The 20820-nt window shown below is 69.8% G+C and carries 14 protein-coding genes and 1 pseudogene; 6 read left to right on the top strand and 9 right to left on the bottom strand.

All coding sequences use genetic code 11. The annotated features are described in order from the left end of the window. The first annotated feature begins 337 nt into the window (after nucleotides 1–337). The gene (locus JAO81_RS11515; RefSeq protein WP_233415211.1) at nucleotides 338–2380 is read left to right on the top strand and encodes a PE-PGRS family protein; all 2043 of its coding nucleotides are present in this window, start codon (nucleotides 338–340) and stop codon (nucleotides 2378–2380) included. On the opposite strand, the gene msrB is transcribed toward JAO81_RS11515, so the two are convergent. The 4 genes from msrB to JAO81_RS11495 all read right to left on the bottom strand — a co-directional run bounded on the left by msrB (nucleotide 2355) and on the right by JAO81_RS11495 (nucleotide 5714). Next, nucleotides 2355–2762 (bottom strand): peptide-methionine (R)-S-oxide reductase MsrB, encoded by a 408-nt coding sequence (msrB, locus tag JAO81_RS11510; RefSeq protein ID WP_199547688.1) that lies wholly within the window; start codon nucleotides 2760–2762, stop codon nucleotides 2355–2357. The genes JAO81_RS11515 and msrB overlap by 26 nt on opposite strands. A gap of 13 nt (nucleotides 2763–2775) precedes the next feature. After that, nucleotides 2776–4182, bottom strand: a complete 1407-nt coding sequence (gene murC / locus JAO81_RS11505) for a UDP-N-acetylmuramate--L-alanine ligase (protein ID WP_199547687.1) — start codon at nucleotides 4180–4182, stop codon at nucleotides 2776–2778. Nucleotides 4183–4308: 126 nt separating this feature from the next. Further along, nucleotides 4309–4776, bottom strand: a complete 468-nt coding sequence (locus JAO81_RS11500) for an indole-3-glycerol phosphate synthase (RefSeq protein WP_199547686.1) — start codon at nucleotides 4774–4776, stop codon at nucleotides 4309–4311. Nucleotides 4777–4940: 164 nt separating this feature from the next. Next, complete coding sequence (locus JAO81_RS11495; RefSeq protein WP_199547685.1) at nucleotides 4941–5714, bottom strand: pyrimidine reductase family protein; 774 nt, start codon at nucleotides 5712–5714, stop codon at nucleotides 4941–4943. 37 nt (nucleotides 5715–5751) lie between these two features. On the opposite strand from JAO81_RS11495, the gene zapE reads away from it, so the two are divergent. The 4 genes from zapE (at nucleotide 5752) to JAO81_RS11475 (ending at nucleotide 10528) form a co-directional block, all read left to right on the top strand. Then, nucleotides 5752–6846, top strand: a complete 1095-nt coding sequence (zapE, locus tag JAO81_RS11490; RefSeq protein WP_199547684.1) for a cell division protein ZapE — start codon at nucleotides 5752–5754, stop codon at nucleotides 6844–6846. Nucleotides 6847–7023: 177 nt separating this feature from the next. Then, nucleotides 7024–8400 carry a PhoX family protein gene (locus JAO81_RS11485; protein ID WP_199547683.1) on the top strand — a complete coding sequence of 459 codons (1377 nt, stop codon included), beginning with the start codon at nucleotides 7024–7026 and terminating at the stop codon, nucleotides 8398–8400. Between the two features lie 363 nt (nucleotides 8401–8763). Then, nucleotides 8764–9588, top strand: coding sequence for a polyphosphate kinase 2 family protein (locus JAO81_RS11480; RefSeq protein WP_199547703.1), 825 nt, complete (start codon nucleotides 8764–8766; stop codon nucleotides 9586–9588). Nucleotides 9589–9676: 88 nt separating this feature from the next. Continuing rightward, nucleotides 9677–10528, top strand: a complete 852-nt coding sequence (locus JAO81_RS11475) for a polysaccharide deacetylase family protein (RefSeq protein ID WP_199547682.1) — start codon at nucleotides 9677–9679, stop codon at nucleotides 10526–10528. Nucleotides 10529–10535: 7 nt separating this feature from the next. On the opposite strand, the pseudogene JAO81_RS11470 reads toward JAO81_RS11475, so the two are convergent. The 5 genes and pseudogenes from JAO81_RS11470 to JAO81_RS11450 all read right to left on the bottom strand — a co-directional run bounded on the left by JAO81_RS11470 (nucleotide 10536) and on the right by JAO81_RS11450 (nucleotide 17259). After that, a pseudogene (locus JAO81_RS11470) lies at nucleotides 10536–11954 on the bottom strand (ABC transporter ATP-binding protein). Between the two features lie 225 nt (nucleotides 11955–12179). Beyond that, nucleotides 12180–13862 carry a glycoside hydrolase family 13 protein gene (locus tag JAO81_RS11465; RefSeq protein WP_199547681.1) on the bottom strand — a complete coding sequence of 561 codons (1683 nt, stop codon included), beginning with the start codon at nucleotides 13860–13862 and terminating at the stop codon, nucleotides 12180–12182. Nucleotides 13863–13918: 56 nt separating this feature from the next. Beyond that, nucleotides 13919–14899, bottom strand: a complete 981-nt coding sequence (locus tag JAO81_RS11460) for a carbohydrate ABC transporter permease (RefSeq protein WP_199547680.1) — start codon at nucleotides 14897–14899, stop codon at nucleotides 13919–13921. Between the two features lie 4 nt (nucleotides 14900–14903). Next, the gene (locus JAO81_RS11455; RefSeq protein ID WP_374194284.1) at nucleotides 14904–15842 is read right to left on the bottom strand and encodes a carbohydrate ABC transporter permease; all 939 of its coding nucleotides are present in this window, start codon (nucleotides 15840–15842) and stop codon (nucleotides 14904–14906) included. A 79-nt stretch (nucleotides 15843–15921) separates the two neighbouring features. Then, a complete protein-coding gene (locus JAO81_RS11450; protein WP_199547679.1) occupies nucleotides 15922–17259 on the bottom strand; it encodes an ABC transporter substrate-binding protein in 1338 nt (445 codons plus the stop codon). A gap of 501 nt (nucleotides 17260–17760) precedes the next feature. On the opposite strand from JAO81_RS11450, the gene JAO81_RS11445 reads away from it, so the two are divergent. Next, complete coding sequence (locus JAO81_RS11445) at nucleotides 17761–20769, top strand: CARDB domain-containing protein (protein WP_199547678.1); 3009 nt, start codon at nucleotides 17761–17763, stop codon at nucleotides 20767–20769. The last annotated feature ends 51 nt before the right edge of the window (nucleotides 20770–20820 follow it).

Genomic DNA, 20820 nt, shown 5'->3' with positions numbered 1-20820 from the left:
TCAAGATGAGGCGGGGCCAGCGAACGGGCCCCCCCGCCCGCCTGGGGGGCGGCACCCCGCCCGCCGTCACCGGGCCCCGCTGCCACATGCCGGTACAGCTGCCGCCGCACCGGATCGTTCAGTACGCCGAGCACGTCCAGATCGCCGTATCCGGCCCCGCCATCAGTCATCGGACTCATCCGACGAGTCTAGAACCAATGCCCGTACGCAATGGAGACCTGGGAGCCGGGGGTGATGGCACAGTCATCATGGCAGGCCGAGGGTGTCCTCACCTAGGATGAACAGCACAGCCCAGCATGCTTGTTCAGGGCACTCTCACGCTCCCAGAATCGGCGTCATGAATGCCGCTCGGGACGCCGACCGCTCCATCACGCCGAGGAAGAAGGCCGACGCGATTCTCGCCGAGGCGGGACTGGAGTACGCGGGCGGCTGGGGCGCCGGCTTCAATGTCCTCCCCACCTATGCCGCGCTGCGGCCTGTCGCGGCAGGAAGCGCCGTACCGACCTCTGACGTGTCCCTGAATGCGGCCGACCCGTTCGCCGACACCGACGCGGAATGGTTCCGACTGGCCACCGCGCACGGGCTGTTCGGCAAGGACGGGGGCTTCTTCGTCACGCTGGGACACGGCGGCTGGTTCCGGGTCCGGCTCGGGGAGGAGTGGCGGCTCGCGGAGGTCCTGCGGAATCAGCCCCGCTGCCCGGAGTTCATGACGCTCTCCCCGGACGGGAAGACGCTGATCGGCGTCACCACCGAGGAGTACGGCATCTGGCTGATCGTGGTCGCCGACATCCCGGCGTATCAGGAGCAACGGGCTCTGAGACTGGCGCGGGAAGAGAGCGAGGAGGAGCGGGCAGCTGCCTGGGACGGACTGTTCGGCAGGCTCCGGATTCCACCGCGGACACGACAGTTGTGGGCGACCGGACTCCTGCACAACCCCTCGCTGCCCGACGACCTCCGGCTCGACCTCCTGGTACGCACCGGGAGGTACTACGGCCGCCAACTGCCCGCCGGCCTGATCGACCAACTGATCGACCACCCGGACTGGAAGGTGCGTTGCACACTGGTCGACACGGGTTCCAACCAGCTGACGCCTGAGCAGTGGAGCCGCCTGGTCCTCGCCGAGGAGAACGATCATCACCGCTGGGCCCTGGCCGGCATCGCCGTCGACTACCGCGCTGCGTTCACCTGCGCCGCCTACGAGCGTCTCGCCGCCGATCCCGTCCCGCGCGTCCGTGCCGAGACCGCCTCGCTGAGCGGACTGCCGACCGCCGTCGCCCGCGCCCTGCTCGACGACCCTGAGCCCCAGGTCCGGAAGTCCGCCTGCGCCGCCGCCTGGCCGGACCTCGACGCCGACGAGCGCCGCGCGCTCCTCGCCGACCCCGACTCCGGCGTCCGCGCCGTCGCCCGTCGGCTGCACCACCGCGAACACCCGGTCTCGCGCGCCGTCTTCGAGAGCGGCGACCTCGACGACGCCACCCGGATCGTCACCAGCTCCGTCCTTGAACCGGGGCTGGCCCACCATCTGTCCCGGCACCCGGACGCCACGCTGCGCCGCGCGCTCGCCGACAACCCTCACCTGCCCCGGGCCCTGATCGCCGTCATGGCCGAGGACCCCGACCCCTCCGTCCGGGGCACCCTCGCTCTCCGCCCGGACCTCACCGAGGCCCAACGGGCCGCCATTTCCTACGACTTCGATCTGTCGAGCCGCTCCCACACCCTCCCCTGGGTACGGGCCCTGCACCACGACCCCGAAGCCATGCGCCGCCTCGCCGCCTCCGCCCACCCCCTGATCCGCCGTTCCGTCGCCCGCGCCCGCCACCTCCCACCGGACGTCGTCGACCGCCTCGCCCACGACGAGGACCGCGTCGTCCACCTCTTCCTCGCCGAGTCCTGCGACGATGCCCCGCCCTGGATGCTGCTCCAGGTCTGGCACTGGTGGAACGGCAGCCTCTCCTCCCCCGGCCGTCCCCGCACCCACCCCAACTTCCCCCGCACCGATCTCCTCAAGTACGCCGAAGACCCCAACCCCCGGCTACGTCAACTCGCCCTGGACGACCCGGACTCCACCCCCGAACTCGTCGAACGCTTCACCCTCGACGCGCACCGCGAGGTCCGCTTCCGTGCCGCCCAGGACTCCCGCCTGAGCCGCCTGGGCGCGGTCCGCCTCCTGGACGACCCCGACTCCTCGGTCCGCTGGGCCGCCACCCGCTCCCCCCGTCTCCCCGCCCGCGTCCTGGTCACGCTCCTCCGCGAAGGCCGCACCGCCGAAAGCGCCGCCCAGAACCCGGCGATCCCGCCCGGCATCATCCGGAGGATGGCCGAGCGGGATCAGGTTTCACCGCGGAAGGGTCAGGTCACTCCCCGTCAGGCACCAGCCTGAGCGAGATCGAGTTGATGCAGTACCGCTGGTCCGTGGGCGTCGGATAGCCCTCGCCCTCGAAGACATGGCCCAGGTGCGAGCCGCACTTCGCGCAGCGGACCTCGGTGCGGACCATGCCGTGCGAGGTGTCGGACAGGAGCTCCACGGCGTCCGAGTCCTTCGGGTCGTAGAAGCTCGGCCAGCCGCAATGCGACTCGAACTTCTCGCCCGACGTGAAGAGTTCGGTGCCGCAGGCGCGACAGGAGTACACGCCCTTGGTCTTCGTGTCCGTGTACTCGCCGACGAAGGCAGGCTCCGTGCCCGCCTCGCGCAGAACCTTGTACTCGGCCGGGGTCAGCTCCGCACGCCACTGCTCGTCCGGCTTTTCGACCTCGTACGACATGATCCTCAGCTCCTCACTCGGCGGCGTGCGCGGACAGGTGGTCCAGGATGCGCGGACCGAGGTCCGTCACATCGCCCGCGCCCATGGTGAGAACCAGATCGCCGGGCTTCGCCATTCCCGCGATGACGGCGGGGGCCTTGTCCTTGTCGTGCTCGGCGGTCACGTCCGCGCCCGCGGCGCGCGCGGCGTCGAGGATGAGTTCGCTGGTCACGCCGGGGATCGGGTCCTCGCGGGCGGGGTAGATGTCGAGCACCACGGAGGAGTCGGCGAGGGCCAGTGCCTGGCCCATCTCCGTGCCGAGCTCCTGCGTACGGGAGAAGAGGTGCGGCTGGTAGAGCACCAGGATGCGGGCGTCCGCGGCGGCCGCGCGCATGGCCTCCAGGTCGGCGGTCATCTCCGTGGGGTGGTGCGCGTAGGAGTCGATGACCTGGACGCCGGCCGCCTCGCCCTTGAGCTGGAGGCGGCGCTTGACGCCGGTGTACGACTTGATGGCACCGGCCGGGTTGTGCGCCGGAATGCCCCTCGCGACGCGGGCGGCGAGGGCCGCCACCGCGTTGTGCGCGTAGTGGCGGCCGGGGACCGAGACGGTGAAGGTCAGCAGCTTGCCGCCGATGAGGACGGTGACCTCGCTGGACAGTCCGCGCGGGGTGATCTTGTGGATACGCACGTCCGAGCCCTCGGACTCGCCGTACGTGACGACGTTGAGGGACGAGACGTCGCGCAGCCGGCGGGTGAGCTCCACGGCGCCCGACTGGTCGGCGGCGATGACGAGCGTGCCGCCCGGCACGATCTTGCCCGCGAAGGTCTCGAAGGAGTCGTAGATCTCGTCCATCGAGGCGTAGTTGGCGTGATGGTCGAGCTCGACGTTGAGGACGATGGCGACCTCGGGGGCGTACTTGTGGAAGCTGCGGTCCGACTCGTCGGCCTCGGCGACGAAGATCTCGCCGCTGCCGTGCTCGGCGTTGGAACCGGGGACGTCGAGGTCGCCGCCGATCGCGTACGAGGGGTTCAGGCCGAGGCTGGAGAGCGCGACCGCGAGCATCGAGGTCGTGGTCGTCTTGCCGTGGGTGCCGGCCACCGCGATCGGGCGCAGGTTGTCCATCAGCGCAGCGAGGGCGTCCGAGCGGTGCACGACCGGGATGCCGCGCTCCTCGGCGGCGGCCAGCTCCGGGTTGTCGGCGCGGATCGCGGACGAGACCACGATCGCGCTGGCGTCCTCGGCCAGGTGGGCGGCGTCGTGGCCCAGGTGCACGGTGGCGCCGAGGGCGCGCAGGGCGTCGGTGGTCGGTGAGGCCTTGGAGTCGCTGCCGGCCACCTTCGCGCCGCGCTGGGTGAGGATCTTCGCGATGCCCGACATTCCGGCGCCGCCGATGCCGATGAAGTGCGGTCGGTCCAGGGCAGGGGGGATGCCGGGCGTCATACGAGGTCTCCCGAGGGGTCGCGTGCTGGGGCGGGGACCCAGCCTAAGTGCTGCGCGGGGCCCCTTTGAGCACCGGGCGGCTCCGCCCGGCGGGCCCGGCGTGGGACCGCCGGGCCGAGCCGCAACCTACTCGCTGTGCGCGTACAGCTTGAGGACCGGCACCCCGACCTTGTGCCGCGCCCGCGAGGCCCAGTCCCGGTGGAAGAACTCCTCGACATAGTGCGGGGCCGTCAGGACGATCACCTCGTCCGCGCCGGTCCGCTCGGCGATCGAGGACAGCACGTCCAGAGGATGGTCCTCGACCAGATGTCCGACGGACTCGCAGCCGGCCTCGCGCAGCGCGGCCAGCGAGTGGTCGAGCGCCTGCTGCGCGGGGCCCACGGCGTCCTCGCCCTCGGGTACGTCGCCCTCATGGACGGCCTCTTCGAGTTCGCCGAGCGCCACGTCGTCCACCGCGCGCAGGAGCCGGTCCTGATCACCTCGCGGCTGCATGAGGACGACGAAGGAGACGTCGTCGTCTCCGTGCAGGGTCGTGACGAACTCCACGTCGATGGCCGACAGGGCCTTCTCGATCATCAATACGCTCGTGAACACGTCCGGCGCCCTTCTCCTTTGGAGCCTTCCGGCCCCTGCGGAACCTGCGGATCCTCGGGGCCCAGAGCCCCTGCGGAAACCATCCTTCCCCGTGTTCGCACGGGGTCTGCGTGTCTTAGTGTGCCCACCGGAGCGGGAAACGGAACGACAGATTCCGCTGATTGTCAGGTTCGACGGTAGCGGCAGAACAGGAACCCGTCCTCTTCCAGCAGCGATGCGAGTTCCAGCCGCTCGGGCACCGGGAGGTACGGTCCCCCCGCGATCCGCTGGGCGTCACCCGCCGCAAGCATGGGCGAAACCGTCAGACACAGCTCGTCCAGAACGCCCGCCGCGACCAGCTGGCCGAGCAGCCGCGGCCCGCCCTCGGTGAGCAGCCGGGTGAAGCCGAGGTCCGCGAGAGACCGTACGGCCGCTGCCGGGTCCACCCGTGCACCGTCCCCGGCCACCACGATCCGGGCACCGGCCTGCTCGGCGGCCTTCATCCGGTGCGCGGGCGCCTCGGCGCCGGTGACGATCAGGGTCGGCACGAGGGGCTCGGTGAACAGGGGCAGCGAGAAGTCCAGGTCCAGGCTGCCGCTCACGACGGCGATCGCCGGGGCCGGGCCCTGCCCGGCCGCCGCCCTGCGCGCGGCGAACGCCTCGCGGGCGCGGGCGGGGCGGTAGCCCTCCAGGCGTACCGTTTCCGCACCGACGAGCACGACATCGGCGAGCGCCCGCAGGGTGCCGAAGATCCGCATATCGGTGTCGCTCGAGATGGGCTGGGAACGGCCGTCGTGCTGGGCGGCCCCGTCCAGCGTGGAGACCATGTTGGCGCGCAGCCACGGGGTGCCACCCGGTGGATACGCGTACCGTTCGGCGAGCTCGTCGAGGCTCCACTTCCGGGCCTCTCCCGGGCCGCCGGCTGCTGTCTCATCGGTCACAGGGAACAGACTGCGCATGTCCCGCAGTCTTCCACGGCCCGTAAAGTGGGGACCTGTGTCGCCTTCTCCTGCTGCCGCCGGCCGCCATCCGATAGCCGATCCGGCCCCCCAGTCCCTCTGCGCGCGCGAGCCGCACGTCCCGGCCGAGCGTCTTGTCGCCGAGATGGTGCCGCCGCCGCGCTTCCAGAAGGCGCGCTTCGAGACATACGTACCGGACGCTGCGCAGCCGTCGCAGGCGCAGGCCGTGCAGGTGCTCAGCTCCTTCGCCGGCACGCTCGGCGGGGCGCACGCCAGTGGGGCGGGCAAGCGGCGCTGGTTCCAGAAGAAGGTCCAGGCTCCCGCCGGTCCGCGTGGCGTGTACCTGGACGGCGGCTACGGCGTCGGCAAGACGCATCTGCTCGCCTCCCTGTGGCACGCCACCCCCGCGGAGCCCTCCCTGAAGGCGTTCGGCACGTTCGTCGAGCTGACGAATCTGGTGGGCGCGCTCGGTTTCCAGCAGACCGTCGCCACGCTCAGCGGTCACCGGCTGCTGTGCATCGACGAGTTCGAGCTCGACGATCCGGGCGACACTGTGCTCGTCTCCACGCTGCTCGGCAAGCTGGTCGACGCGGGTGTGGCCCTTGCGGCGACCTCGAACACGCTGCCCGGCAAGCTCGGAGAGGGCCGGTTCGCGGCGGCGGACTTCCTGCGCGAGATCCAGGGCCTTTCCGCGCACTTCAAGGCGCTGCGGATCGACGGCGATGACTACCGCCACCGCGGGCTGCCCGAGGCGCCCGCGCCGTACAGCGACGAGCAGGTCACGAAGACCGCGTACGCCACTCAGGGCTCGAGTCTCGACGACTTCCCCCACCTGCTCGACCACCTCGCCAAGGTGCACCCGAGCCGGTACGGCGCGCTCACCGACGATCTGTCGGCCGTCTGCCTGACCGGGGTCGACGCGGTGCCCGACCAGTCGACGGCGCTCAGGCTCGTGGTGCTCGCGGACCGCCTCTACGACCGCGAGGTGCCGGTCGTGGCCTCCGGCCTTCCCTTCGACCGGATCTTCGGCGAGGACATGCTGAAGGGCGGCTACCGCAAGAAGTACTTCCGGGCGATCTCACGGCTCACCGCCCTCGCGCGGGACGGGAAGCGGCTGGTCGAGGGCGTCTGAGGCGGGCCTGCCGGTGGGCTTTCCGGCGGCCTTGTCCGTGGGCGCCGATAGCCTGGAAAGGGCTTCGGCAGGACGGGACACGCGGGAGCCGACGCTACGCGCGTGGTTCCCGCGCCGTGGCGTAGGTGGTACACACAGGCGGGTCACATTCCTGTCCGCCAACAGGGAGTTGCCCGAATGACCGAGACAAGTACGTCCGCTTCCCGACGCCAAGTCCTCGCCGGAGGCGGGGCCTTGGGTGTGGGAATCACCTTCGCCGGTTCGCTCAGCGAACTCTTCACAGGATCCGCCGCCGCGCACGGCAGAGGCGGATACGGGCCGCTGGTGCCCGACCCGGCCGGTCTGCTCGATCTGCCCAAGGGCTTCAGGTACAAGGTGCTTTCGCGTGAAGGCGAGCCGCTGCGCTCGGGCGAGGGGCAGGTGCCCACGAACTTCGACGGCATGGCCGCCTTCGCCGCCAAGCGCGGCGGTACGCACCTCGTCCGCAACCATGAGAACCGGCACAACGGCAAGATCGGCGTGCCGGTCGTCGAGGGTCTGACGTACGACCCGGCCGCGAAGGGCGGCTGTACGAACGTCACGCTCGACCGCCGGGGCAATGTCGTGGACGAGCGGGTCGGCATCGCCGGCACCGCCGTCAACTGCGCGGGCGGGCCCACCCCTTGGGGCACCTGGCTCACCTGCGAGGAGAACGAGGACAAGGCCGGCACCAACGGCTACACCAAGGACCACGGCTTCATCTTCGAGGTCGACCCGGTGGATCCGCGCCGTACGGGCGCCGTGCCGCTCACCGCGATGGGCCGCTTCCAGCACGAGGCGATCGCCGTCGACCCGAGGCGCGGTGTCGTCTACGAGACGGAGGACGCCTTCCAGAAGCCGTTCGGTCTCTTCTACCGCTTCCTGCCGAACAAGCCCGAGGGCGGCCGCGGTTCGCTGCGCGCGGGCGGACGGCTGCAGGCGATGCGCGTGCCCGGCGTACCGGATCTGTCGTCCATCCAGGAGACGGGCGCGAGCTTCGACGGCGTCGAGTGGGTCGACGTCCCCGACCCGCTGGCCAAGGAAACCCCCATCCGGCTGCAGGACTTCGGCCCGAAGGGCATCACCCACGCCCAGAAGCTGGAGGGCTGCTACTGGGGCGGCAAGTCGGTCTACTTCGTGTCCAGTTACGCGCGCAGCCGCGAGGGCTCGGCCGGTGACCACTACGGCCAGATCTGGCGGTACGACCCCTCGTCGCGCCGTCTCACGCTGGTGATCGTCTTCGGTCCCGACACGGACATCCAGCTGCCCGGCGAGGAACCGGACAACATCTGCCTCGCCCCGAGCGGCGGTCTGATGGTGTGCGAGGACGGGGAGGGCGCACAGCACGTGTACGGCCTGACCCGGCGCGGCGAGGTCTATCCGATGGCCGGCAACCGGCAGAACATCGGGACGCCCGAGGCCCCGGAGTGGGGCGAGTTCGCGGGCTGCACGTTCTCGCCGGACTGGGACACGATGTACGTCAACTGCTACAACCCCGGCACGACCTTCGCGGTGACGGGGCCCTGGCACTCGTAGCCGCCGGCGTGGGCGGGCTGTGGACGACAGCCCGCCCTTCGGGGCGGCGGGTGCGCAGCGGTCGCGGCCGTCGCCGATCCGTCGCAGGATCGAGTGGACTGACGTTAGGGGTAGGCCGTGGCCAAGACGAAGACCAAGGCGGAAAAGCCGGGCAAGAAGTCCGGCAGGGCGACAAGCGGTGCCGGGAAGACCAAGGTCAAGGCCGCGAAGGCCAAGGCGGACAATCCCGCGAGGACCGACAAGGCCGCGAAGGCGAAGGCCGCCAAGCCCGCGGAGGCTGCCAAGCCCGCTGAGGCCGCCAAGCCCGCGAGGGCGAAGGACGGCAGGGGCACCGGGTCCAGGACCACGGCCTCGCTCTCCGAGCTGCTGCGCGTCCCCGAGGGCGAACGCCTCGACCTCTCCACGTACGACGCCCGCGCCACCCCCGCGGGACCGGCGAACAAGGCCGAGGCCCTCGCCGATCTGGCCCGTATGGGTGAACGTCTCGCCGACCTCCAGGAACGGCTCTACGCGGCGAGCACCGCGGGCGACCGGCGCCGTGTGCTGCTCGTCCTGCAGGGCATGGACACCAGCGGCAAGGGCGGCACGGTCAAGCATGTGATCGGTCTGTTCAACCCCTCGGGCTGCCGGATCAAGGCCTTCAAGGCACCTACGCCCGAGGAGCAGAACCACCCGTTCCTGTGGCGGATCATGAAGGCGCTGCCCGAGCGCGGCGAGATCGGCATCTTCGACCGCTCGCACTACGAGGACGTCCTGATCGCCCGGGTGCGCGAACTGGTCCCGCGCAGCCAGCTCGGCCGGCGCTACGGCCAGATCAACCGCTTCGAGAAGTCACTGACGCACGACGGCGTCACGGTCATCAAGTGCTTCCTGCACATCAGCAACGAGGAGCAGCGCGGCCGGCTGCTCGAACGCCTCGACCGCCCGGACAAGCACTGGAAGTTCAACGTGGGCGACATCGAGGAGCGCGCGCTGTGGCCCGCGTACCAGGAGGCGTACGAGATCGCCCTGGAGCGCTGCTCGACGGAGGCGGCGCCGTGGTTCGTGATCCCCGCGGACCGCAAGTGGTACCGCAACTGGGCCATCAGCAAGCTCCTCCTGGAGCACCTCGAGGCCCTGGACCCGCAGTACCCGAAGGGCGACTTCGACGTGGCGGAGTGCCGGGAGCGGCTGCTGGCCGCGGAGTGACCCGCGTGGTCGGCCACCCCCTGGCGCCGGCCTGACACCCGTTTGCGAAATGAGCGGTTTGTCGGATTTTCCGGGTTAACGTCTGCGCGTGACGACCCTCACCGCTCGCGTACGCACGCTCGCCGTCTGCGCTCTGCTCGCCACCGCCACCGCCGTCGCCGGCTGCGGCTCGGAGGCCGGACCGAAGAAGGCCGCCCCCACGCCCTCCCCCGGGACGGAGACCTCGCGGCCGCCGACGCTCGCGCCCGGTCCGCAGGGGCTCGCTCCGGTGTTCAAGAACGGGGAGCGGCGCGAGAAGGTGGTCGCGCTGACCTTCGACGCCGATATGACGGCGGACCAGGGGACGCGGGCCGCGCGCGGGGAGCGGTTCGACAATCCGGAGCTGATCCGGGCGCTCAAGCGGTACAAGGTGCCGGCGACCGTGTTCATGACGGGCCGCTGGGCCGAGGAGTACCCGGCGCAGGCCAAGGCCATCGGCGCCGATCCGCTCTTCGAGGTCGCCAATCACTCGTACAGCCATTACGCCTTCACCAAGGACTGCTACGGGCTGCCGACGATCGCGCCGAAGGACATGAAGGCCGATGTGGCGCGGGCGTTCAGGGCCTTCGAGAAGGCGGGGGTGAGCGATGCGGTGCCGTACTTCCGCTTCCCCGGCGGGTGTTACGACCGCACCGCCCTGCGCGCGCTCGCGGCCGGCGGGGTGACGGCCGTGCAGTGGGACGTGGTGAGCGGGGACGCGTTCGCGACCGATGCGGACGCGGTCGCCGCGGATGTACTCGGCGGGGTCAAGCCGGGTTCGGTGGTCGTCATGCACTGCACCCGCAGCGCCGCGCCCGCGACCGAGAAGGCGCTCCGTACGATCGTGCCCGCGCTGCGCAAGCAGGGCTACCGGTTCGTACGGGTGTCGGAGCTCATCGGGGCGCAGGGGTCCGCGCGCTGAGTCGGTCTCAGGTGTGCAGCGCCGGCATCCGGTCCGGGGCCGGGCAGATGCGCATCCCGGTGCGGTCGAAGACGTAGAGCCGTGCCAGGTCCACCAGGAGCGGGATGTGGGCGCCGACGCGTACGCGGTGTTCGGGGCCGGACCGCAGCACCAGATCGCCCGCCGCCGTCGTACGACGCTCGGGCGGGATCGAACCAGGGACCGGCCCAGGGACCGACCCAGGCACCGGGCCGGGGGCCGGCCCCCCGGGGCCCCCACCAGGGCCCGGCACTTACGCCGACCTTGCAGGGCGTGGGGCCGGCGCCGACTCCCGCGCGGCCGCAAGCGAACTCACCCGGTCCAGCACCCGGTCGAGCCAGGGTCTGCGGGCCGGGCGCACCGCGGCGCCGTCCGCGGCGGGCCGGGAGGATTCCAGGTCGGGAACGACGGCCCGCCGCGAGCCGGTGTTCAGATGAACGAGCACCTCGTGCCCCAGATACTCCACGTGCTCCACGATCCCGCCGAGCGCGGCCTCGCCCGGCCGCGCCTGGCTCGGCGGCCCGATCCGTACGGCCTCGGGGCGCAGGCCCACGATCACCGGTCGCCCTTGCTGGATGCGGAGCAGCTGGTGGTCGGTGGTCAACGGCTGGGGCAGACGCAGGCGTTGACGCCCGAGGTCGAGGGCCATGGGGCCGTCAAGGGGGGCGTTGACCACGCCCTCGAGGAGGTTGATGCGCGGGGTGCCGACGAAAGCCGCCACGAAGACATTGGCCGGGCGGGCGTACAGGTCGCGGGGCGCGCTCGCCTGCTGGAGCACGCCGTCCCGCATCACCGCCACCCGGTCGCCGAGCGACATCGCCTCGGCCTGATCATGCGTCACATAGACGGTGGTGACGCCGAGTTCGGCGACGATCCGGGCGATCTCGGCGCGCAGATGGCTGCGCAATTTGGCGTCGAGGCTGGACAGCGGCTCGTCCAGGAGGAAGACCGACGGTCGCCGGGAGATCGCCCGGCCCATCGCCACCCGCTGGCGTTCGCCGCCGGACATCTGGGCGGGCAGCCGCTCCAGGAGGTCCTCGATGGCGAGCATCCGCGCGGTCGCGCGCACCTGGTGGCCGTGGTCGGTCGAGGGGTCCCGCAGGCGCAGCGGGAACGCGATGTTCTCGCGGGTGGTCATCGACGGGTACAGCGCGAAGTTCTGGAACACCATCGCGATGTCCCGCTCGCGGGGCAGTACATCGCTCGCGGGTTCGCCGCCGAGCAGCAGGTCGCCCTCGGTGATGTCCTCCAGACCCGCGATCATGCGGAGCACGGTGGACTTCCCACAGCCCGAAGGGCCGAGGAGCACCAGGAACTCGCCGGGCTCCACGGTCAGGGAGACCCGGCGCACGGCGTACGCGTCGCCGTATCTCTTGCTCACTTCTCGCAACTCGATGGCTCTGCTCATGGAGGTCCGCCTGGCGTCGAGGACTTGAGGGCCGTGCAGAGGTGCTGGTGCGGGCCGTGCAGAGGTGCTGGTGCGGGCGGTGCAGAGGTGCTGGTGCGGGCGGTGCGGAGGTGCTGGTGAGGGTCGGGGGGGGGGGTGGGGGGGGGGGGGGGGGGGGTGGTCCTCCGCCCCCGCCCCCCCCCCCCCCCCCAGGGGGCGGGCCCGGGCTCGTCCGCCGGCGTCAGGTCACCGGCGGAGCCATACGGCCGTATCGCCCGGCAGCCGTCCGTCGGCGGCCAACGGGCCGCTGGAGAGCAGGAGTTCCTCGTGCGACGGCAGCGTGGCCGGAGCGCCGGAGAGGTTCACCACGCACACCAGCGCGTCGGTACGGGCGAAGGCGAGGACACCGTTGTCGGCGGGCAGCCAGGTCATCGGACCGTCGCCGAAGCCGGGCGTCTCGCGGCGCAGCCGCAGGGCCGTGCGGTACAGGGTGAGCATCGACGTGGGATCCTCGCTCTGCACGTCCACGGCGTACTGCGGCCAGTACGCGGGCTGGGGCAGCCACGGCTCCGTATCCGAGCCGAATCCGCTGTGCGGTTCGCCGGACACCCACGGCAGCGGCACCCGGCAGCCGTCGCGGCCCGGGTCGGTGCCGCCGGAGCGGAAGTGCATCGGGTCCTCGATGCGGCTCAGCGGGATGTCGGCCTCGGGCAGGCCCAACTCCTCGCCCTGATAGAGGTATACGGAGCCGGGCAGGGCCAGCGTGAGCAGCGCCGCGGCGCGGGCGCGGCGGGTGCCGAGCTCCAGGTCGGTGGGGGTGCCGAAGGCCTTCGTATCGAAGTCGAACGCGGTGTCCTCGCGGCCGTAGCGGGTGACCGTGCGCGTCACGTCGTGGTTGCACAGGACCCAGGTGGCGGGGGCCTTGACCGGCGCGTGCTCGGCGAGGGTGTCGTCGATGGTGCGGCGCAGCCGGCCGGCGTCCCAGGGGCAGGCGAGAAAGTTGAAGTTGAAGGCGGTGTGCAGCTCGTCGGGGCGCAGATAGCGGGCGAAGCGCTCACTGTCGGGGAGCCAGACCTCGCCGACGAAGATGCCTCCGTACTCGTCGGCTATCGCGCGCCAGGAACGGTAGATGTCATGGATCTCGTCCTGGTCGATATACGGGTGCGGGTCGACGCCCTCGGTGAAGTCGGGCAGCTCCGGGTGCTTGGTGAGCAGGGCGGCCGAGTCGATACGGACGCCGGCCACGCCGCGCTCGAACCAGAAGCGGAGCACGTCCTCGTGCTCGCGGCGGACCTCGGGGTGCGACCAGTTGAGGTCGGGCTGCTCGGGGGCGAACAGGTGCAGGTACCACTCGCCGTCGGGCACGCGGGTCCAGGTTTCGCCGGAGAACTGGGAGGGCCAGTTGTTGGGCGGCAGTTCACCGTTCTCGCCGCGGCCCGGGCGGAAGTGGAAGCGCTCCCGCTCCGGGCTGCCGGGGCCCGCCTCCAGGGCGGCCTGGAACCAGGCGTGCTGGTCGGAGAGGTGGTTGGGGACGATGTCGACGATCGTCCTGATCCCGAACTCGGCGGCCTCCGAGATCAGCTTCTCCGCCTCGTCGAGGGTGCCGAAGGCCGGGTCGATGGTGCGGTAGTCGGCCACGTCGTAGCCGCCGTCGACCAGCGGCGAGAGATACCAGGGCGTGAACCAGACGGCGTCCACGCCGAGTCGGGCGAGATACGGCAGGTTCGCACGGACACCCGCGAGGTCCCCCGTACCGTCGCCGTCGCCGTCCGCGAAGCTGCGTGGGTAGACCTGGTAGATGACGGCGTCACGCCACCAGTCGTCGGTGCGCGAGGGCGGCAGATCGCCGGTGCGGGACGATTCAACAACTGCCACGGGAGGTTCCTTTCGGGCAGGTGGGGACCCCGCCGCCGGTCTTGGCGGGGGCATGGAGGAGACCGGCGGCGGAGTGCTTTTGGTGAAGGGCGAGGGGTGCGGGGTGCGGGTCAGCCCTTGAGGCTGCCGGCCGTCAGGCCCGCCATGATGCTGCGCTGGAAGAAGAAGAACACGATGATCATCGGGATGCTCGCGATCACCAGACCGGCCATGATCTGGTTCTGCGAGACGGCTCCCGCGGTCTGCGACAGACCCACGCTGAGCGTCATCTTCTCGCTGTCCGGCAGGACGAGCAGCGGCCAGAGGAAGTCCTTGAAGACCATCACGATGGTGAAGATGGAGACCACACCGAGGATGGGCCGTGAGATCGGCAGGATGATCGAGACGAGCACCCGCCAGGGCGGTACGCCGTCGATCTCGGCCGCTTCGAGGATCTCGTCGGGTATCGAGTCGAAGAACCGCTTGAGCAGGAAGATGTTGAAACCGTTGGCGGCCACCGGGAACCAGATCGCCCAGGGCGAGTTGAGCAGCTGCCAGCCGAAGACCGGCACGTCGGTGACGGTGACGTATGCGGGGATCATCACGACGATCGGCGGGATCATCAACGTGGCCAGCATCGCGCCCAGGATCGCGTTGCCGAACATCGGCCGGAGCTTGGACAGGGCATAGGCGGCGGTGACGTCGACGGCGAGGGTGAAGAGCCAGGCGCCTACCGCGTAATACAGGGTGTTCTGCAGAAGCGTGCCGATGACGAAGAGCCCCCGGGCACCCGAGACCCGGGAGAGGTCCGGGTCCCCGGGCCACAGCGTCGGCGGCATCTGGGCGATCTCCTCGCCGGACTTCATCGCGCCGGTGACCATCCAGTACAGCGGGAAGACGAAGACCAGGGTGAAGACGGAGAGGACGGCCGCGAGCACGGCCCAGTAGATCCTCGTCCCCCAGCGGGACTTGAGTTCGAGCGGCGAGACGATGGTGCGCGCATGGCCGTCGGCCCAGGCGGCGCGGCGTCGCCTCTTCCTGGTGCGTACGGAGGGCGGCGGCACCTTGCGGGTCTCATCTGCCGTGTCCCGGTGGGCTGTTGCGTGAACCATGGGGCTACCTCTTCTCGTCGCGGGTCAGCCGGAGCTGGACCGCGGCGACCGCAAGGAGAACGATCATGAGCATCACGCCGAGCGCGCTGCCGGCGCCGTAGTTGCCGCCGTAGACGAAGGCGTACTGGTACATCAGGAAGGCGACGGTGACCGTCGCGTTCTCGGGTCCGCCGCCGGTGAGCTGATACGGCTCGATGAAGACCTGCATCGTGGCGACGATCTGGAGCATCAGCATGAGCAGCAGGATCAGCCGGGTCTGCGGGACGGTGACGTTCCAGATCCGCTTGAAGATCCCGGCGCCGTCGAGTTCGGCGGCCTCGTAGAGGTCACCGGGGATGTTCTGCAGCGCGGCGAGGTAGATCAGTACGCCGGCGCCCATGTTCATCCAGGTGGAGACGAGCACCAGGGAGATCAGCGCGGTGTCGGTGGAGTCGAGCCAGGAGAGCGTCGGCAGGCCCACGGCGTCGAGCACATAGTTGAACAGGCCGGGTCCGGGATCGTAGAACCACTTGAAGAGCAGCACCGAGACGATCGGCGGCAGCATCACCGGCAGATAGACCACGAAGCGCAAGTACGCGCGGGCGTGGCGCAGTTCGTTCAGGATGATGGCCACGGCGAACGGGATCACATAGCCGCAGACCAGGGCGAGGAACGTGAAGGCGATGGTGTTCTTCCAGGCCTGTCCGAACGCCGGGTCCTCCACGACCGTACGGAAGTTGTCCAGGCCCACCCACGTGGGTTCGTCGACCAGGTTGGTCTCCTGGAAGCTCATGATGATCTGCCGGATCATCGGCCACCACGCGAACAACGCGAAGCAGAACAGTGCCGCACACAGGAATCCGTACGCGGTGAGGTTGTTCTGAACCGCCCTTTTCCGCTTCGAGGGTGGCCTGCGACGTGGCGGCCTCGCCGGCCGTTTCGTCCGCAGGGTCATTGTGTCCATGGTGATCTCCCGTTCCCCGCCCGTGGTGCGGGGTGCCGCGTTCCGCCGTCGGCGGATGCGGCACCCCTGATCCGCGCCGTCAGCCCTGCGCAAGAATCTTGTTGGCCTTGGTCTCGGCGTCGGCAAGCAACTTGTCGATGTCCGCGTTCTCGCGGGTGAGGACCGCCGACATGGCCACGTCGAGCACCGCGTACAGCTCCTGCGCCTTCGGCGGCTCGAGCTTGGCGGTGACGGTCGCCGCCTTGTCGATGTACGTCTGGTAGTTCTCGACCGGGAGGCTCGCGTTGTCGTTGCGGAGCTTGATGATCTCCTGGCCGGTCGGCGAGTCGCCCATGTAGTCGTTGTTGGGCACGCCCACCGGGTCACCGTTGGCCTTGCCGCGCGCGTAGTCGTGCCGGCCCTTGCCCGGGGTGTTGAACTGGAAGTCGATCCACTGCATGGCCGCCTTGGTCTCGGCGGCGTTCGCCTTGGGGTTGATCATGTAGGCCTCGCCGCCGGTCAGCGACGCCTTGCCCTCGGGGATGGAGGTGATGCCGTAGTCCTCGACCTTGCCCTGGAACTTCTGCACCACGTCGGTGACCACGTCGGGCGCGCCGAGCATCATGCCGGTCTTGCCGGCGCCCATCTGCTGCATCAGCGTCTCCCAGCCGATCAGCACCTTCTTGCCGACGCTGTCGTCCTCCCAGCGCATGTCGTGCAGGGTCTGCAGGACCGCCTTGCCCTCGGCGCTGTTGAACGCCGCCTTGCCGTCGACGACCATCTCGCCGCCGCGGCTGAAGATGGACTGCGCGAAGTGCCAGCCGCCGACGTTGCCGCCGCCGTACTCGCCGTATCCGACGTGGCCGTCGCCCAGGTCCGCGATCTTCTTCGCGGCCGCGCGGACCTCGTCCCACGTCTGCGGCGGGGCCTCGGGGTCGAGGCCGGCCTTCTCGAAGAGCGCGCGGTTGTAGACGAGTCCGACGCTGTAGTTCACGTTGGGGACGCCGTAGACCTTGCCGTCCTTGGTGACCATGTCCCGGGCGTCCTGCTTGATGTCACCGAAGTTCTTGACCAGGTTGGTGACGCCGGTGATGTCCTTCGCCTGCTTCTTGGCTATGACATCCGTGTAGTTGGTGACCGGCACGACGAACACGGTCTCCATCTGGCCGCCGGCGATCTTCGCGGCGAAGGTCTTCGGGTCGTAACACGGCTGCTGGTCGGTGCTCTTGACCTTCACGCCCGGGTGCGCCTTCTCGAACGCGGCGACGTCGTCGTCCCACGCCTTGCGCGTCTTCGGCGCGGTCTTCGCCGGCTGGCAGGCGACGGTGATGGTGACTCCGCCTCCCGCATCGGAGTCCGAGTCGTCGCCGCCGCACGCCGTGGCGGTGAGAACGAGGCCTGATGAGATCAGGAAGATCGCGAGGTTACGGGGCTTCATTACGGCTCCTCTGGGTGACGCCCAGGGCACTGCCCTGATCGGTGCGTCACATTAGGACGACGAGCAGGGGTACGCAAGATTTCGATCCAACATTGCAAGATTACGACTGCGTCACGAGCCCCCCGCAGTGACGAGCCGTCAGACCCGTTCCCTGGCAAGGTTCGCGCCGCCGAAGGCCTGTTTCAGGCCAGTTGATCCACCCCATCGCCGCCCCATCAGGCAATTCTCGCACCGGGCTCCGTCGCGGCGTTGCGTGGGCGGCCTGGCAAGTTGCGAGGTCACTTCGTGCGGCCGGACGGCAAGGCACCGCCGGGATGCCTGGGCGGTGGCGTACAGATCGTGCCCGCTCCGCACAGTGATCCGATGTTCCAGAGAGCTGTAGAATATTTGCAATATCTCGCCGACATCTTGTGCTCCTCTGGCCGCGCTGCTTGAGTGTGCGGCCGTAGGAGCCCGGGCCGCCCCTCCCCCCAACCCCCCATCAGGAAGGCGCACCCGCAGATGACGCGAGCAAGACGACGCAACAGACGGCTGCTGGCAGCCTGTCTCGGCGCCGGGCTGATAGCCGGCGCACTCGCCCCGGCGGCCGTGGCAGCGGCCGCTCCCCCCGAGGCCGCGCATACCGCGAAGGCCGCGGCGGTCACCAATCTCGCCGTCGGCAAGCCGATCGAGGCCTCGTCCTCGATCCAGAACTACTTCGCGACCAACGCCAACGACAACTCCACGAGCACTTACTGGGAGGCGGGCCATCACCCGTCGACGCTGACCGTGAAGCTCGGCGCGGACGCCGAGCTCTCCTCCGTGGTCCTCAAGCTCAACCCCGATCCGGCCTGGTCCAAGCGCACCCAGACCATCGAGGTGCTCGCCCGCAAGCAGGGCGAGCAGAGCTTCACCTCGATCAAGGCATCGGCCGACTACGTCTTCGATCCCGCCGCGAACCAGAACTCGGTCGGCATCCCGGTCTCCGGGCGCTACGCCGATGTGCAGCTGAAGATCACCGGCAACACCTCCGGATACGCCGGCCAGATCGCGGAGTTCCAGGTCAACGGTGAACCCGCGCCCAACCCGGACCTCTCCGTCTCGGGCCTGACCTGGTCGCCCGACACCCCCAGCGAGAGCGACGCGATCACCGCGAAGGCGACCGTACGCAACACCGGCAGCGCGGCCGCCGCGGCGACCACCGTCGACGTGAGCCTCGGCGGCACCGTAGCCGGGACCGCGCAGGTGCCCGCGCTCGGCGCCGGCGAGTCCGCGCCGGTCGATGTCGCGCTCGGCAAGCGGGCGCAGGGCAGTTACACGGTGTCCGCGGTGGTCGACCCGCTGGACACGGTCGCCGAGCAGGACAACGACAACAACAGCATCACCGCCGAGGACAAGCTCACCGTCGGCCGGACCCCGGGACCCGACCTGGAGGTCACCGGGATCAGCTCCAACCCGTCGAGCCCGGCCGTCGGTTCGAACGTCTCCTTCTCGGTGAAGGTCCACAACCGCGGTACCTCGGCCGTGAGCGCGGGTTCGGTCACCCGCCTGACCGTGGGCGACAAGACCCTGAACGGGACCGCACCGGCCATCGCCGCGGGCACCACCGCGACCGTGGACCTGTCCGGCACCTGGACCGCGACCAGCGGCGGCGCCACGCTCACGGCCACCGCCGACGCCACGGACACGGTCGACGAGACCAACGAGGACAACAACGTCTTCGCGCGCTCGATCGTCGTCGGCCGCGGCGCCGCCGTCCCGTATGCCGAGTACGAGGCGGAGGAGGGCCGCTACGAGGGCACGCTGCTCGAAGCGGACGCGGAGCGCACCTTCGGCCACACCAACTTCGCCTCGGAGTCCTCGGGCCGCAAGTCGGTACGGCTCAACTCGGCCGGCCAGTACGTGGAGTTCACCTCCACCAGCGCGGCCAACTCGATCGTCGTACGCAACTCCATCCCGGACGCGCCCGGTGGCGGCGGCCAGGAGAAGACGCTCAGCCTGTACGCGGACGGCCAGTTCGTACAGAAGGTGAAGCTCTCCTCCAAGCACAGCTGGCTGTACGGGAACACCGACCAGCCGGAGGGCCTGACCAACACCCCGGGCGGTGACGCACGCCGGCTCTTCGACGAGTCGCACGCGCTGCTCGCGAACACTTACCCCGCCGGCACCAAGTTCCGGCTGCAGCGCGATGCCGGCGACGACGCCGCGTACTACATCGTCGACCTGATCGATCTGGAGCAGGTGGCGCCGGCCGCGTCCAAGCCCGCGGAGTGCACCTCGATCACCGAGTACGGCGCGATCCCGAACGACGGGATCGACGACACGACCGCGCTCCAGAAGGCGGTGACCGCCGACCAGAACGGCGACATCTCCTGCGTGTGGATCCCGGCGGGGCAGTGGCGCCAGGAGCAGAAGATCCTCACCGACGACCCGCTCAACCGGGGTCAGTTCAACCAGGTGGGCATCCGCGACGTCACGATCCGCGGCGCGGGCATGTGGCACTCGCAGCTCTACACGCTCACGCCCCCGCACCAGGCGGGCGGCATCAACCACCCGCACGAGGGCAACTTCGGCTTCGACATCGACGACAACACCAAGATCTCGGACATCGCGATCTTCGGTTCGGGCCAGATCCGCGGCGGCGACGGCAACGCGGAGGGCGGCGTCGGGATCAACGGCCGGCTCGGCAAGGGCACGAAGATCAGCAACGTCTGGATCGAGCACGCGAACGTCGGCGCGTGGGTGGGCCGCGACTACTCCAACATCCCCGAGCTGTGGAACCCGGGCGACGGCCTGGAGTTCAGCGGGATGCGGATCCGCAACACGTACGCGGACGGCATCAACTTCACCAACGGCACCCGGAACTCGACCGTCTACAACTCGTCCTTCCGCAACACCGGGGACGACGCGCTCGCGGTCTGGGCCAGCAAGTACGTGAAGGACACGTCGGTGGACATCGGCCACGACAACGTGTTCCGCAACAACACCGTGCAGCTGCCGTGGCGGGCCAACGGGATCGCCGTGTACGGCGGTTACGGCAACAGAATCGAGAACAACCTGATCAGTGACACAATGAACTACCCGGGCATCATGCTCGCGACCGACCACGACCCGATCCCGTTCACGGGCCAGACGCTGATCGCGAACAACGGGCTGTACCGCACGGGTGGGGCGTTCTGGAACGAGGACCAGGAGTTCGGCGCGATCACGCTCTTCGCCCAGGGGCCGAGCATCCCCGGTGTCACGATCCGGGACACGGACATCCACGACTCGACGTACGACGGCATCCAGTTCAAGACGGGTGGCGGTGAGATGCCGGGTGTGAAGGTGGAGAACGTGACCATCTCCAAGTCCAACAACGGCTCGGGCATCCTCGCGATGGGCGGGGCGCGCGGCAGTGCGACGCTGACGAACGTCGAGATCAGCGATTCGCGGGACGGTGACGTCCTGATCGAGCCGGGCTCCCAGTTCGTGATCAACGGGGCTCCTGCCGGGGTCTCCCGAGTGGGGCAGCAGCTGGCGGGCCTGTGACCTGACGCCTGCGGTGAACCTGCCGCCCGGACCCGCAGCCGGGGTCCGGGC

Origin of the sequence: Streptomyces sp. N35 (genome assembly GCF_016464295.1) — a bacterium.
In the GTDB taxonomy this organism is placed as follows: Bacteria; Actinomycetota; Actinomycetes; order Streptomycetales; family Streptomycetaceae; genus Streptomyces.
The sequence above is the reverse complement of the archived record's forward strand: the minus strand, read 5'-3'. Positions and strand labels throughout refer to the sequence as shown.

Coding starts and splice junctions, on each gene's coding strand:
- JAO81_RS11450 (WP_199547679.1), bottom strand. CDS start 17,259: ATGAAGCCCCGTAACCTCGCGATCTTCCTGATCTCATCAGGCCTCGTT.
- JAO81_RS11485 (WP_199547683.1), top strand. CDS start 7,024: ATGACCGAGACAAGTACGTCCGCTTCCCGACGCCAAGTCCTCGCCGGA.
- JAO81_RS11455 (WP_374194284.1), bottom strand. CDS start 15,842: ATGGACACAATGACCCTGCGGACGAAACGGCCGGCGAGGCCGCCACGT.
- JAO81_RS11495 (WP_199547685.1), bottom strand. CDS start 5,714: ATGCGCAGTCTGTTCCCTGTGACCGATGAGACAGCAGCCGGCGGCCCG.
- JAO81_RS11465 (WP_199547681.1), bottom strand. CDS start 13,862: ATGCCCCCGCCAAGACCGGCGGCGGGGTCCCCACCTGCCCGAAAGGAA.
- JAO81_RS11445 (WP_199547678.1), top strand. CDS start 17,761: ATGACGCGAGCAAGACGACGCAACAGACGGCTGCTGGCAGCCTGTCTC.
- JAO81_RS11515 (WP_233415211.1), top strand. CDS start 338: ATGAATGCCGCTCGGGACGCCGACCGCTCCATCACGCCGAGGAAGAAG.
- murC (WP_199547687.1), bottom strand. CDS start 4,182: ATGACGCCCGGCATCCCCCCTGCCCTGGACCGACCGCACTTCATCGGC.
- msrB (WP_199547688.1), bottom strand. CDS start 2,762: ATGTCGTACGAGGTCGAAAAGCCGGACGAGCAGTGGCGTGCGGAGCTG.
- JAO81_RS11460 (WP_199547680.1), bottom strand. CDS start 14,899: ATGGTTCACGCAACAGCCCACCGGGACACGGCAGATGAGACCCGCAAG.